Genomic DNA, 13,990 nt, shown 5'->3' on the forward strand with positions numbered 1-13,990 from the left:
CGCGTCGGCCCGGACCGTTGCGTGGGGGCGTGGTGTCCCCCACGCAACGGGCCGGGCCCGCGGTCGCGCCCCGCGTGCCCGCCGCGTTGTTCCGGGCAGACGTCCGGGACGGCTCGTGCGCCGTTCCGTTTCCGCCCCGTACAGTCTCCTGGGCCCGTTCCGGTCTCGTGCGGCGGCCTGATGTAACAGATGTTTCAGTGCGCGCCCCGTCTTGGTAGCCTTGAAAGATGGAGACGATACCGGGAGGTCACGCATCGGTTCGGAAGCTGCTGCTCTCCGCCATGGACGGCCTGAGCAATGGTGAACGCAAGGTCGCCCGGGCGGTGTTGGCCCAGTACCCCACGGCCGGCCTGACCACCGTCGCGGATCTGGCCGTCGGTGCGGGGGTCAGTTCGGCGACGGTGGTCCGTTTCGTCACTCGGCTCGGCTTCACCGGATTCCCGGCCTTCCAGCGTTGCCTCGTCCACGAGTTGAACGGGGAGTCGGGCTCCCCTCTGAAGCAGTACGCCGAGAAGGCCTCGACCTCCGCGAAGGGCGTGCTTCCGGAAACGCACCACGCCTTCGCACAGTTGCTGGACGCCACCTATGCGGAGCTGCCGGAGTCGGAGTTCGCCACCCTCGTCAAGCTCCTCGCCGACCCGGCGCGAAGTGTACGGGTGACCGGGGGCCGGTTCAGCCGGCTGCTGGCCGAGTACCTGGTCATCCACCTGTGGCAGCTGCGCGAGGACGTCGACGTGGTCGGCCCCGAGGAAATGCAGCGCCGCAGGGCACTCGCCGACGCCGGCACCGGCACGGTCCTGCTGATGCTCGACTTCCGCCGCTACAGCGAGTCCAGCCTCCGTTTCAGCGAGGAGATGGCCGCCCGGGGCGCCACCGTGTGCCTGATGACGGACAACTGGCTCTCCCCCATCGCCAAGGTCGCCAAGGTGGTCCTCCCCGCACGGGTGGAGTCCGCCTCGCCGTTCGATTCCCTCGTGGGTGCGATGGCACTGAGCGAGAGCCTGGTGGCCGCCGTGACGGACGCCGCGGGCCGCGCGGGCCGGGAGCGGATGGAACGCTTCGAGGCGGCCACCGAGCACGCCTGAACGCATGGCCCCGGACATCCCGTCCGGGGCCATGCGTTTCCTCTTCCCGGACCCCGAACCCGCCCTCCAGGGCAGCGCGCGCCCGGCCGCCGGCCCCGTGCTCCGTGAAGTCGCCCGGCTCCCCGAGCGGCCCGGGGCCGGCCCCGCGAAGCAGCGGTGGCCGGCCCCGGGCCGTGGAGTTGACGGGCTGCCCGGACTGTCACGGCCGTCCGTCCGTTGTTCCCCGAACACCGGGGGCGCCGGAAACACCGGCGGGACTCTCCATGGCGGCAACCGTTCCCAGGTAGCCGGCCAGCAGGGCTGCGGCAAGGACACGTACGTCCTCGTCATCGGGCAGGAAGCGGGAGGAGTGCAACGGCTCGGACGTCCTTGTGCCGACGAACAGCATGACCGAGGGCACCCGTTCGCAGAAGTACGAGAAGTCGTCCGAGCCCAGGGAGCGCAGGTCCCCGGAGACGGCGAGCCCTCTGCGGTCCAGCTCGTGCGCGATGCTCCGGACCAGCGCCGGGTCGTTGTCGAGCACGGGTTCCCCGCGGGTGATGGTCACCGATGCCGTGCAGGCGTGGGCCCGGGCGACGGACTCGGCGACCTCCGTGATCCTGCGGTGGACCAGCTCCCGGGTCGAGGACGCCAGCGCCCGTACGGTGCCGGTCGCACGCGCCGAGCCGGCGATCACGTTCGCGGCGTTGCCCGCCGAGAACGACGACACTCCCAGCACGGCGGGCATCATCGGGTCGACGGACCGGCTCACCACGCTCTGCAGCGCGACGACGATCTCGGACATCGCCAGCAGCGCGTCGTCCGTCAGATGGGGATACGCCGCATGTCCGGGCCTGCCCCGCACGACGATCTCGAACTCGTCGGAGGAACCGTTGACGCCCCCCGGCGTACACGCCACCTCGCCGGGGGCGAGCAGGGGCTGGACATGCGCACCCACCATGGCGACGCACTGCTCGGACTCGACGAGACCGTCGGCGACGATGTCCCGCGCCCCGGACGGGTACGTCTCCTCGCGCGGTTGCAGCACCGCGAGCAGGGGTACGGGAGGCCCGGTCTCCGCCAGGGCTCCCGCCACGGCGACGAGTGCGGCGAGGTGGGTGTCATGACCGCACGCGTGCATGACACCCGGCCGGGCCGAAGCCCAGTCCACACCGGTGTCCTCGGTGACGGGCAGCGCGTCCATCTCCCCGCGCACGCCGATCGCCGGTCCCGGCCCGCCGATCCTCAGTACGGCACCGGTGTCGGCCGTCTTCGTCGCCGCGCCGGCCCCCGGCAGCGCGGCCAGCACCGTGTCCCGGGTCGACGCCTCGTCCCCGGACAGGTCGGGCTCGCGGTGCAGCCGGCGTCTGAGGTCGAATGCGGCGGGCAGGTGCCGGTCCAGGGCTGCCCACAGGGCTTCGTGAAGGGCGAGGTCAGTCACGGGTCAGTCCGTAGAGGCGCTGCGCGTTGGTACGCCCGATCATCGTGGCGACGCGGATGGCCTCGTCCTCGGCCCACTCGCCCTCCTCCACCCAGTCGCCGAGCGCCCGGGCCATTCCGCGCCGCCAGAGCACGGCGCCCAGGTGGTGCAGCTCGGGCGGCCCCCAGGCGTCGGAGGAGTACAGCACCTTGGTGAAGGGGGCCAGTTCGAGGCTTTCGGCGACGACGGCGGTGGAGGCGGCACCGGTGTAGTTCACCCCGAGACCGACGTCGAAATAGACGTGCGGAAACACCTGCGCGAGGAACCCCGCGTTGCGTTGATACGGATAGCAGTGCAGCAGTACGACATCGGTTCCGGCGCCCTCGATCTCCTTGAGCCAGGGCATCAGCAAAAGCGGGTCGCACCGCCGCAGGTCCAGGTCGGGGTCGCCGTATCCGGCGTGCAGTTGCAGGGGGAGGCCGGTGTCCACGCCCGCCCACAGGACCATCCGCAGCAGCACCGGGTCACTCACGCGGGCGTGGGTGGCCGTCGCCGGCTCGCGCAGCCAGGCGCCGGCCGCCCGTTCCACCTCCTGGGCGGAGGGGCGGGCGGGGTCGAAGTCGAAGCCGTACCGGTAGGCGATGATCGACTTCAGGCCGACCGCCGACACGGTGGCTTCGGCCAGCGCCGCCCGGAAGTCGTCGGCGAGGCTCGCGGCGCTGCTCGTGGCGGCGATCTTCTCCAGGACGGTCTCCAGGCGCACGATCTCCGAGAAGCGGGCGGGTATGCGGGCGGCGAGCGTCTCCGTCGGCAACAGCTCGTCGCTCTTGAAACCGGTGTCCAGCAGCCAGTCGGAGGCACGGGCCTCGGTCAGGAAGAGGTCCGACAGCTCCTCCGGGGTGCGCTCACGGCGCGCGTTCCAGTACGCGTCCGCCGGCGCGTGGGCGGGCAGGCCGAGCAGCGGTGCGCAGTGTCGTCGGATCGCGAACCCGATCTGGGAGTCGAACTGGGTGACCCCTGCCGGGATCGGACGGTCGGACTCGGTGATCATCGTCTCGAACCGGCCTCGGCTCACCGTCGCGGCGAGCGGGGCGTGCACATGGTGGTCGACCAGCGGCAGCGTGGCGATATGGCGGCGAAGTTCAGTAGACATCGGCGACCCGTCCGCACACGGCGAGCTCGTCCAGACCGGAGACCGCTGCCAGCTCCGTCCGTTTCACCGAGCGGTGGGTCTCCAGCAGGTCGTCGGAGAACCAGCCGGACACCACGTCGTCCTTGTCGAGTTCGAGCAGGGCTTCCTCCACTCCGCGGGGCAGGGAGGGGACATCCGCGAGGTCCGCTTCCCCGGCCTCCTCCGGCCACACCTGCGGCTGCCCGTAGTCCGCCTCCAGCCCCTGCAGACCGGCCCGCACCAGTACGCCGAGGACCAGCCACGGGTTGGCGGTCGCGTCCGCGGCGCGGTACTCCAGGTTGAACTGGTCGGCCGTGACACCGCCGCCCAGGCTGCTCGTCGGGCAGATCCGCAGCAGGGCCTCCCGGTTGCGTTCGGCCAGGAAGACCCCTGCGGAGCTCCAGCGCCGGGGCGCCAGACGCAGGTACGAGCTGGGGCTGCCCGCCGTGAACGAGAGCAGCGCGCGAGCGTGCCGGAGGATGCCCGCGCCGAACCGGCCGCCCAACTCGGAGAGCTCGCCGGGGCGCTGTTCGTCGTGGAGGACCGGGCGTCCGGTCTGCGCGTCGCGCAGGGAGAGGTGGACGTGCACGCCGTTGCCGCTGCCGTCGGGGTGCAGCAGCGGCGCGAACGTGGCCCGGTGTCCGTGCCGGGACGCGAGGTCGCGGACCACCTCCCGCAGGATGACCGCGCGGTCCGCGGCGGTCAGGCCGTCGGACGGGCGCAGGGTGATCTCGAACTGGCCGGCGCCGAACTCCGGCAGCCATGTCTCCGGTTCGAGTCCCATCCGGTCCAGCAGCGCCACCAGTTCGCTGCCGAACGGCTCGGCGGACCGGAACCGCTCGAAGGAGAACGGGGCGCTGCCGTCGAGTCCGGGAAGCATGAACTCGTGCTCGAAGGTGGCCACCACCTCGAGCCCGGTGACACGCCGGAGGTCGTCGAGCGCCCTGCGGGCGAAGGTCCGCGGGCAGTTGTCCCATGGGGTACCGTCCGGCAGCACCTGGTCGGCGAGATACAGACGCACACCCGGCACATCACCACGGGCGGGGATGTCGACGCCGGTGGACTCCGCCGGCAGCAGCTTCAGGTCGCCCGTCGCGCCGAACGGGTTCGGAGCGATCTCCCCGAAGGCCGTCACCGCGAGATCGGCCGGAACCCACCCCACTCCGCGGCGCAGCACCCCCTCGGCCGCGTTGCCCGGTGCGGCACGCCCCCGGGTGAAGCCGGACAGGTCGTTGGTCGCCACGAACACCGTGGATGAAGAACTCATGTCTACCTCTTCGGTCGGGCCGCGCCTCCGTGCCGCAGGTCCCACAAGGGCGCGGGAGGGCCGCGGGACTCAGAGAGTTACAAATATTTCATCCATGGTCAAGAGCGCATGACACGCAACTGGCATTTCAGCAGCTGTCCGGAGCCGACATTTCGGAAACTTAATATTCAACTATTGCCGTAAGTTATATTTCGCCCCACGGTCACACACCCGCCCCGAGTGTGGCCCCGCCCACCAACACCGGGCACGCCTCCCCGCACGGACCACCGGGCGGACAGGCGAAGGGAACGAACCATGACGACCCGAGTGCCGTTCAGAACCTGGCCGAGGCGGAACGCCTCACCAAACGCAAGCTGCCGAAGGCCGTCCGGCCGTCCGTGAAGGTCGGCAACGAGCAGGGCCGGCCCCTCGACGAGAACCTGAGGGCCTTCAACGAACTGGGGGCTCGCCGACGGCCTTCGACCGGCCGACCTCCTTCGACCCGCGCACCACGGCCCTCGGGATCGACATCGGCATCGCCCGCATCGCACGGCCCCACCGCGTCACCCAGCAGGACACCTTCGATCGCAATCTCGCCCATGCCCGCGCGTACGCTGCCCAGCACGGCCCCCCTCACCGAACCCGCGAACACCTTCCACAACGGCCATGGGCCGGACTCCTGGCTCGACCAGCAGCGCCAACGGGCAGCCTCGAACCGGCTGCCCGCCGACCGCGCCCAGGTACTGCACACCCTCGCCCCGTACTGGAACCCGCCCCGGCACATCAGCCGGCAACGGATGTACACCCGAGTTCGTCTCCTGAACGGCAGAGCACTCACCCCACCGCTACGCCGGTGGATCAACACCCGGCACCGGAACTGGCAGACCCTCCACCCCGACCAGCAGACCCTTTTGCACAGCATCGGACTCGGCCTGCCGAGGTCCGCGACAACTTGATCACCCGAAGCGCCGAAGCCGAGACGGAAGGCCGGCTCGGCGAGGTCGAGGGGCTCCAGATCAGCCTGGCCGGCGCCGAGGAGAAGCTCAGCCGACTCGAGCGGGGCCACGGACAGCATACGGCCGTGGGCCTTGGCATCCCCCCATGCGTGGTGATCGATGAACCCACGAAGGTGGGCTGCCGCATGGCCCTCGACCGCGATCGAGAACAGGTTTACAGAAGCGTGTCTCACACGCCCTTCAGAACACGATCAAGTGCCGCCCGGCCTGCAGGTCCCCAGTGCGGCTTGCCGCCGGGAAGACCCCGATCCCCGTTCTGCCCCATGAGCATCAGGAAGAGGCTCTTCATCGCGGCCAGCCCGCGGGCGCGCCGGATCGCCGCCTCGTCCGCAAGCGCGTACATGTCGAAAAACCGTGAGGCCGTAGCCGCGGGCAGCAGCACCCACGCGGCGGCGAGATCCCACGCCGGATCGCCGGCGAACATGCAACCGAAGTCGACTATGCCCGAGAGCGTTCCGTCCGAGACGACGACGTTCGCGGGATGGAGGTCGCCGTGTGCCCACACCGGCGGGCCCTCCCACGCGTCGGCCGCAACGGCATCGTCCCAGACGGCTCGGACGTCAGCAGCGATGCCGTCGGGGACAACGGCCTGGAAGAAGTTCTCGAAGGCGTCCGTGCAGTTCCTGGGATGGGAGCCGAAGTCCGTAGAGATCGGCGCCTCGGCGGGCGCCTCCACATGGAGCGCCCGGAGGAAACCCGCCAGGGTGTCGGCCGCGTGGGCGCCGCGGCTGATCGAGCCGTGGTCCAGCGGCTCACCGGGAACCCACGTCATCACGGTCCAGTGCTTGGGAAAGCGCTCGGACGGGTCACCGAACCGCACCGGGAGCGGTACCGGGAGCGGCAAGCGCGGGGCCAGCACCGGGAGCCACCGCCGCTCCTTGAGCTGGAGCTCCGGAGTGGGGTCCATGCGCTGCATGCGCACAGCCAACTCGTCCCCGAGGCGCCACATTTGGTTGCCCCAGCCGCCCGCCACCTCCCGGATGGTCAGCCCTGCAAGGTCTGGGTGTTGCTCCTGCAGCAGGTCGCGGACCAGGTCTGCGGTGATCTCGATCTCGGTGTCGGTCATGTGAAGTCACAGTACTGAGGCGGAAGGAACCGGTTCTCTCAGCTGAGGACCGTTGTCAGGACACCCATTGCCACCCGGGGAGTGCGGGTCGCACGTTGGAGGGCAGCCGGAATACGCCGGAAACGTGCCGTAGGCCCGGTGGAGTGGTCAGTAGCCCGTCACTACTGCGCGGGGCAGCCAGGTGTCGGCTGCCCCGCGCGGCTACTCCTGTAGTGGGACTGGCGTCCGTCAGGTCAGTCGGCGGCGGATCCACCAGGCGCAGAACCCCGTCAGGGCGAGGCCGAGGCAGAGCCCGGTCTCGACCCATTGAAGGGTCCAGAAACTGCCGGCGGATTGGTAGGCGACCTGTTGCCGGTACCCGGCCTTGGTGAGTGCGGCGGTCCCCGCCGACGTGGCCTCGGGCCCGCGCGGAGGCGAGCCCGTCATTCGTATTGGCCACGATGAGCTCCCGCTGGAGCTCGGCCATCACACTGAGCATGCCGAACATGGCGCGGCCCTCCATGGTGGAGGTGTCGATGCCCTGCTCGATGACGTGCAAGCCGATGCCGCGCTCGCGCAGGCCCGCCGCAGGGCATGCGGGCTGAACCGGTCGGCGGCCGGGCGTCCTTCGAGTTCCATCAGATAGCGCAGGCGGTTGCGGATTGTCCCGCGGTGCAGGCTGCCGCCGGACTCGTCCGCGAACAGCACCGGTGAGTCGGGGAACTTGCCCCGCACATCGTCGAGGAACCAGGGCAGGAGGAGGTCGAGGCTGTCCAGCATGGGTACCCAGCGCGGCCTGGGGCCGGAAGTGCGGGCGCCTTTGCCAAAACGGACGTGGAGTTTCCCGAACGGGCCCCGCGAGAAGTGGACGTCGGGACGCTCCAACAGGGAGATTTCTTCCGAGCGCAGGCCGACGTGATACAGGGTCCGGAACATTGCGTAGTCCCTGGCCGCGGGCCCGTACTTGCGGGCAGTGGCGATCCGGGCCTTGAGGAAGTCGAAGAACTCCGCCGCCCGTTCCGGGGTCGGCGGCGGCAGCTGAGCCGGGGAATCGTCCCCGACATGCCGCGAGGCATTGAACTCGTCCGCCGGGCAGACCGGGCGGACACCGACCCCCGCTTCAATCTCAACGGCCTTGCGGACCTGCAGGAACCGATGAAAGCCCTTGAAGGTCTGCACATACTCGTGCCGGCTCGATGCCGTCCGCCCGCCGAGGGCCAGGTCGCCCACGACGCGGTCGATGTCCTCCGGGGTGAGGTCCCACGCGGGCCGCCCCAGCGCAGTCAGCGTCCGTTCCAGTAGCCCAATGTCGTTTTCGACCGTCACCGGGCTGAACCCGCGGGCCCCCACGAGGCGACGAACGCCTCGACCCACTCGGCCTGGAATTCCCACGGGTCGGCGGTCACCGGCTCCAGCAGGACGGCACCGTCCTTGATCACCCGCAACTGGGATGTCACCGGCACGGACTCCTATCGCCTCGCCACCGTCCGCGCCCGCGCAGAACAACAGGCCGGCACGAGCTGATCAGGACCCATGAGGGTTCGTGAGCATCGTCAGCGTTCACGGATCCTTGACCACCACCAGCCGCCCTCCCTCCAATCGCTCACCGACCCAGGACCCGGCAAGTGCGACGCTCAAACTCGTCGTTGATGCGAGCAATCAACCGGCCGAGATCATGCTGGGCACCGTGAGGGAGGTGCAGCATGGCCTCCTCCAGGTTTTCGCGGGCATACTCCACCTCCAGTCCGGGCTGCCAGGCCTCGGACGCGTTCAGATAACGGCCAGGTTGCTTGAACGCATCCTCGAAGCAGGCAAGCGCGTGGGCGGAGCGCCGACGCGGCGTGGGGCGGCTCGAACTGTCCGTGCTTGCCTGCGGCTTGTACGTGCGCGGGGCTTGACGAGGAGTCCGTCGCCGGCAGGTCGTCAGAGCATCGGCGGCACCGTATTCCCGCAGGGCGCGCGGTTCGTCGGGCCGATTGACCGCCAATCAGGTCGGGACTCGCGGTGGGCGGCGGCCGGGTGAGCCCGCATCGGTTTCCGACGCTGCGTGAGTCTGCGCGAAGTCAGTACCGAGTCAGTACCCGCACCGTCTTCGGCGGTCGTGCTGCGGGGTGGAGCGAATGCTGTACATCCGGTCCGGAGTCGATGCCTCGGACCGGAAGGGCTTCCATCTCGCCTCCCGCTTCTGGGCACGTTTGTGAATTCCTTGTCAAGAATTCCCGTCACTCGCTTTCTTGACGACAGGGTGCTGCGATTGCACGGAAAAGTGATTCCCCGGACTGTTTTTGTCATCTTGACCAGGGGGCGACATGGGGGATTTTTCGGAAATGGGTAATGGCGGGTTTTTGCCGGAGGTAACGCCGAACACGACTACGTAACGTGCCTGCTGCTTCTCAGGTATCGGCCGGTTCGCTCAACCAATTCAGCCAATCCACGGCCGTTCCGGTGGCCAGCGCCCTTCCATCCAGCGGGCACTTTCGACTTCCGCGGGATTCGGTGTGCGGAGGGCATTGATCCATGAGCCGGCCGCTTCGTGCGGCCTCATGGGGGCAGGGCCGGAGCAGTGGATTCATTCATTTTGCTTGCCGCAGGATCCTGTATTTTCCGATGACTTCAGGTCTTTGCCCCGGTGGTCGGCGTGTCGGAGAGCGACATGGGCCCTCCTTGACATCTCCGTGACGGCTCGATGACAGCAGGTTCAGTTTTGCGCCATCCCAGCACAAGACCAGCAGCGCCATGTGGCCCTTCAGGGCGAAAATGAGACCCTGTCCGGAATGTCGGATCAGCTGCGAAACCACACCCGGGCCGACATCGAAGAACCCGTCATTCAGATGTTTTGGATTGGCTCATCGGTGGAACTCAGCTGCAGGGGCTGCTCACGGCGGAATCTCTCCTGGAATAGCACCTCCCATCGGATCCACCCGATTCACATCTCGCTGTGCTAGCTTGATCCTTGACCAGTCATTGACCTGCCCTTGACCGGGGCATACATAGGCGCTACTTCCCGGATCCGAGGCGGTCCGGCCCCGGCTTCTCGAAATCGAGAAGCCGGGGATGCACTTTGCTCACCATCTCCGCAGGAGTGTTTATGCGATGCTTGAATTGGGTATCCCTGCGATTACGGGGGACAGGTGCCAGGGGGTTCGATGTTCGGTAACGAGACCCCCTGGGAACTCGCCGAAATAATCCATCAATTGAGGCGCAGCGCCGGCTTCACCCAGCGTGAAATGGCCGAGCGTGCCAAGATCAGCGTGGCCGGGCTGCGTGACCTCGAACAACGGCGGGTGACGCGGCCTCGGGTCAGCACGCTGCGCCGCATCGCGGCTGCGCTGGAGCTGTCTCCGGCCGAGACCCATGAGCTCGTGCGCGTCGGGTCACTGGGGCCGATGCTGGCCCATGACCTGCGTCTTCGGGTGCTCGGCCCCCAGTCGATCTCGGTCGACGGCGAGCCGGTCAATCTCGGCTCGGAGCGGCAGCGAACGATGCTCGCGCTGCTCGCGATCTCGCCCGGCGTCCCCGTCAGCCTGGATGCCCTGATCGACGTGGGCTGGGGGGAGGGAGCCGTCCCCAAAGTGGACCTGGTCCGCTCGCAGATGTCGCGGCTGCGTCGGCGGATCCAGCCCAGGGGGCAGAAGGAGCCGGTCCTGGTCTCGCTGAACGGTGGATACGCGCTCCAGGTGAACGACGGTCAGCTCGACCTGCTGGTCTTCCGCCGGCTGGTGGCCTCCGCCCGGCGCGACTGCGAGGCGGGCAGGACCGAGGCCGCGGTGATCTCCTACCGGCAGGCCATGGGCCTGTTGAGGGACAAGCCGCTCGTCGACCTGCCCGCGGTGCAGGAACTCCCCGTGATGGCGGGGCTCCGGCGCGAGCTGGAGACGGCGCTCCTGGAGTACGCCGACTCCGCGGCGGGCATCGGCCGGCATGAGGAGGTGCTCACTCCGCTGTACCGCTTCGCGGAATCCAATCCTCTGCACGAGTCCGTGCACGCCCGGCTGATGACCGCTCTTGCGGGCTCCGGCCAGCCGGCCGTCGCGCTGGAGCTGTTCGAGTCGCTGCGGGGCCAGCTCGCCGAGGAACTCGGTGTCGATCCAGGGGAGTTGGTGCGCGAGACGCATCAGGCCATCCTGCGTGGTGTGCCCGCACGGGCGCAGTTGGTGTCGGTGCCGCCGTTGCAGGCGGGTACGGTCCCCTCCCAGCCGGTCCCGGCTCAGCTTCCGGCCGACGTCAACGGTTTCTCCGGCCGGCGCGAGGAGCTCGCCCACCTCGATGCGCTGGGGGAACAGGGTGAGGCCCAGTCGGCCGTGATGATCGTGACGCTGCCGGGCAGGCCGGGGGTGGGGAAGTCCAGTCTGGCGGTGCACTGGGCGCACCGGGTCGCCGAGAGGTTTCCCGATGGGCAGCTCTACGCCGAACTGGGCGACTCCTGCTCGGCCGACGTGGTGCGTGACTTCCTGCTTGCGCTGGGGGTCGGAGCCGGACAAGTGCCGGACAGCCTGGCCGGCCGGTCGGCGTTGTTGCGCAGTCTGCTGACAGGCAAGCGGGTCCTCATGGTGTTGGACAACGCTGTCAGCACCGATCAGGTACGTCCGTTGCTGCCCGGTTCCCGGGGCTGTGTGGCGTTGGTGACCAGCCGTGACCCGCTTACGGGGCTGGTCGCCTCGGAAGGGGCCCGGCCGTTGATCGTGGACGCGTTGCCGGAGGCCGACTCGCTGACCCTGCTTCAGCGCAGGCTCGGCGCGGCCCGTGCCATGGCCGAGCCGAAGGCCGTGCGCGAGATCCTGGCGCTGTGTGAAGGGCTGCCCGCGGCGTTGGTCGCGATGGCGACCCGGGCGCTCACCGATCCCCGGCTGTCGTTGACCGCTCTGGCCAAGGAGTTGCGCGAGGGGTACCTGCCGACCACCTGGGAGGTCGACAGCCCCTTGCGGCACATTTCGTGAGGTTCGGCCGAGCCGGCCGTCACCGGGCCGGGTGGGCCGCGGTCACGTGCGGGAAGTGCGGGGGACAGCGTAGGAGAACCTGTCCCCCGTCCACGCCGACCGGGAAGCGACGGCATCGATGCGTGCGAGGGTCTCGGGTGTCAGGGTGACATCCGCCGCGGCGGCGTTTTCGGCGAGCCTGACCGCGCTGCGCGTGCCGGGGATGGCCGCCACGTCCTCGCCCCGTGCCAGCAGCCAGGCGAGCGCCAACTGCCCGGGGGTGATGCCGAGTTCCTCGCTCAGCTTGGTCAGCTCGGCGAGGTTCGCGTTGTTCGTCGCCAGTGCGTCGCCCTGGAAGCGCTGGTCGGGAAGGCGGTCGTCGTCGGTGCCCAGTTCCTCCAGCCTGAGCCTGCCGGTGAGGTACCCCCGGCCGAGCGGGCTGAAGCCGACGATGCCGATGCCGAGCCTCCGTGCGAGGGGCACCACGTCGTCCTCCAGCTCCCGCCAGAACAGCGACCACTCGTACTGGATGGCGCTGATCGGGGCCGTGGCGGCGGCTCGTTCCAGTTCGTCCGGGCTGCTCTCGGAGAGGCCGAGGTAGCGCACCTTGCCCTCGGCCACCAGCTCGGCCATGACTCCGACGCTTTCCTCCACCGGTACCGTCGGGTCGACCCGGTGCAGGTAGTACAGGTCGATGTGGTCGGTGCCGAGGCGGGCGAGCGAGTCCTCGCAGAAGCGGCGTATCCGGTCCGGGCGGGCGTCGAGGCTGGGCGGGTCTCCTTGCTTCTCCCGCCAGATGCCGAACTTCGTGGCGAGCACGACCTGCTCGCGCCTGCCGGCGATGCCGCGGCCGACGAGTTCCTCGTTGTGCCCGGCGCCGTAGCTCATCGAGGTGTCGATGAGCGTCACGCCGAGGTCGATCGCCCGTTGGATGGTGCGTACGGACTCGTTGTCGTCGGCGGGCCCGTAGTCCTGCGACATGCCCATGCAGCCCAGGCCGATGGCGGAGGTGGTGAGGCCGTGACTGCCGAGTGCCCGGGTGATCACGACAGCCTCCCGGGCAGCGCACTGTAGTTGAGGACCAGGACGTCGCGGTGTCCCACCCGGGCCCGGTCGACCGCCTCGATCGGGGTGACCTGGTGGTAGGTGCGCTGGTCGTCCCCGAGCAGCAGGTCGCCGGGCTCGGACAGGGTGACGGTGCGCAGCAGGTTCTGCTTCTCGTCGTACGTGGTGCTCTCGCCGCCGGTGATGTTCAGCCGGTCGATGAGCAGCGAGCCGACGAAGGTGACACCGTCGCGGTGGCGGCCCTCGGGGGCCGGGTGGCCCGTCTTGTCGTCGGCGACGATGCGGACCGGGTGGAGTTTGATCAGCCACCGGCGGGTGTCGTCGACCGCGGTGAAGATCCGGCCGAGCGAGGTCAGCAGGCTGCGCAGCAGCGGGTCCTGGATGAAGGTGTCGGTGAGCGGCTCGTACACCCGGTCGACACCTCCGTTGAGGTGGTTGAAGAACTTCTCCTGGCGGTACGGCTCGTGCGGCAGGAGCGTGAGTTCTTCCGTGCCCGGGCTGTACTCGTACTGGCCATAGCGGCGGTACCGGTAGGAGCCCCCGTCCGCCATGAACGTGTCGGGCTCGAGGTCGTCCCAGTTCTTGGCGAACCGCTGCCAGTCCTGGGGGGTGGCACCGATGATCTCCGACAGTTCCCGGGATGACACCAGGTGTTCGCCGGTACCGGACAGCGCGTCCGCGACAGTGCGTGCGGGGCTGCTCAGAGTGGTGTTGCCTGACATGGCGGTCCTTTCCAGGTCGAACCGGTGCTTTGCCGGGGGCGCTCGAACGAGTTCCCCGGCCATCGATACTGGTGCGGCGTCCCGACGGCCGGCGTACACCTCTTGCGGGGGGCGCGGCACCGAGCATGCTGGTCAGCCGTGCCGTGACGGCGCTGCGGCGGAGGCGCTACGGGGCCGGGGCGCGGGGCCGGTCGTGGGGCGGTCCGCTGCCGCGGGTTCCGTAGGAAAACCGCAGTGGGCCCTGCTTCGCCGCGTGATCCGGTGCGTCACCAGGGCCGCTCGTGGGGCGGGCCCGGCGGTGGCGCGCCCGTGCGCGACCCGTTGC

General features: G+C 69.2%; 12 protein-coding genes. 3 read left to right on the forward strand and 9 right to left on the reverse strand.

Annotation, left to right across the window (positions count from 1 at the left end; translation table 11 throughout):
• Positions 1–227 precede the first annotated feature (227 nt).
• A complete protein-coding gene (locus OCT49_RS34735) occupies positions 228–1,085 on the forward strand; it encodes a MurR/RpiR family transcriptional regulator (RefSeq protein WP_283856139.1) in 858 nt (285 codons plus the stop codon).
• 199 nt (positions 1,086–1,284) lie between these two features.
• On the opposite strand, the gene OCT49_RS34740 is transcribed toward OCT49_RS34735, so the two are convergent.
• From OCT49_RS34740 to OCT49_RS34750, 3 genes are read right to left on the reverse strand one after another with little or no spacing between them, the layout of a single operon-like run.
• A complete protein-coding gene (locus OCT49_RS34740; protein WP_283856140.1) occupies positions 1,285–2,505 on the reverse strand; it encodes a M20 metallopeptidase family protein in 1,221 nt (406 codons plus the stop codon).
• Entirely contained in the window at positions 2,498–3,637 is a 1,140-nt protein-coding gene (locus OCT49_RS34745) for an amidohydrolase family protein (RefSeq protein WP_283856141.1), read from the reverse strand. Before OCT49_RS34745 ends, OCT49_RS34740 begins: the two co-directional genes overlap by 8 nt.
• The gene (locus OCT49_RS34750) at positions 3,627–4,922 is read right to left on the reverse strand and encodes a glutamine synthetase family protein (RefSeq protein ID WP_283856142.1); all 1,296 of its coding nucleotides are present in this window, start codon (positions 4,920–4,922) and stop codon (positions 3,627–3,629) included. Before OCT49_RS34750 ends, OCT49_RS34745 begins: the two co-directional genes overlap by 11 nt.
• 578 nt (positions 4,923–5,500) lie before the next feature.
• Between OCT49_RS34750 and OCT49_RS34755 the strand changes: the two genes are divergently transcribed.
• Complete coding sequence (locus OCT49_RS34755) at positions 5,501–5,857, forward strand: hypothetical protein (protein ID WP_283856143.1); 357 nt, start codon at positions 5,501–5,503, stop codon at positions 5,855–5,857.
• A gap of 229 nt (positions 5,858–6,086) precedes the next feature.
• Here the strand turns inward: OCT49_RS34755 and OCT49_RS34760 are convergent, their stop codons facing one another.
• The 4 genes from OCT49_RS34760 to OCT49_RS34775 are packed head-to-tail and all read right to left on the reverse strand — an operon-like array spanning position 6,087 to position 8,425.
• The gene (locus OCT49_RS34760) at positions 6,087–6,983 is read right to left on the reverse strand and encodes an aminoglycoside phosphotransferase family protein (RefSeq protein ID WP_283856144.1); all 897 of its coding nucleotides are present in this window, start codon (positions 6,981–6,983) and stop codon (positions 6,087–6,089) included.
• A 55-nt stretch (positions 6,984–7,038) separates the two neighbouring features.
• The gene (locus OCT49_RS34765; protein WP_283856145.1) at positions 7,039–7,485 is read right to left on the reverse strand and encodes a recombinase family protein; all 447 of its coding nucleotides are present in this window, start codon (positions 7,483–7,485) and stop codon (positions 7,039–7,041) included.
• Entirely contained in the window at positions 7,449–8,288 is an 840-nt protein-coding gene (locus OCT49_RS34770) for a tyrosine-type recombinase/integrase (RefSeq protein ID WP_283856146.1), read from the reverse strand. The genes OCT49_RS34765 and OCT49_RS34770 overlap by 37 nt, the downstream gene beginning before the upstream one ends.
• Positions 8,285–8,425, reverse strand: a complete 141-nt coding sequence (locus OCT49_RS34775) for a hypothetical protein (protein WP_283856147.1) — start codon at positions 8,423–8,425, stop codon at positions 8,285–8,287. Before OCT49_RS34775 ends, OCT49_RS34770 begins: the two co-directional genes overlap by 4 nt.
• A 1,683-nt stretch (positions 8,426–10,108) precedes the next feature.
• Here OCT49_RS34775 and OCT49_RS34780 point away from each other — a divergent pair.
• Complete coding sequence (locus OCT49_RS34780) at positions 10,109–11,899, forward strand: BTAD domain-containing putative transcriptional regulator (protein WP_283856148.1); 1,791 nt, start codon at positions 10,109–10,111, stop codon at positions 11,897–11,899.
• A gap of 42 nt (positions 11,900–11,941) precedes the next feature.
• Here OCT49_RS34780 and OCT49_RS34785 read toward each other — a convergent pair whose 3' ends face one another.
• Together OCT49_RS34785 and OCT49_RS34790 are read right to left on the reverse strand one after the other, a co-directional pair.
• Positions 11,942–12,925: an aldo/keto reductase gene (locus OCT49_RS34785; RefSeq protein WP_283856149.1), complete on the reverse strand. Its 984-nt coding sequence runs from the start codon at positions 12,923–12,925 to the stop codon at positions 11,942–11,944.
• Positions 12,922–13,665: a 2OG-Fe dioxygenase family protein gene (locus tag OCT49_RS34790; protein WP_283856150.1), complete on the reverse strand. Its 744-nt coding sequence runs from the start codon at positions 13,663–13,665 to the stop codon at positions 12,922–12,924. Before OCT49_RS34790 ends, OCT49_RS34785 begins: the two co-directional genes overlap by 4 nt.
• Positions 13,666–13,990: the final 325 nt, after the last annotated feature.

The sequence above is a fragment of the Streptomyces sp. ML-6 genome, from assembly GCF_030116705.1.
Classification (GTDB): Bacteria; Actinomycetota; Actinomycetes; order Streptomycetales; family Streptomycetaceae; genus Streptomyces.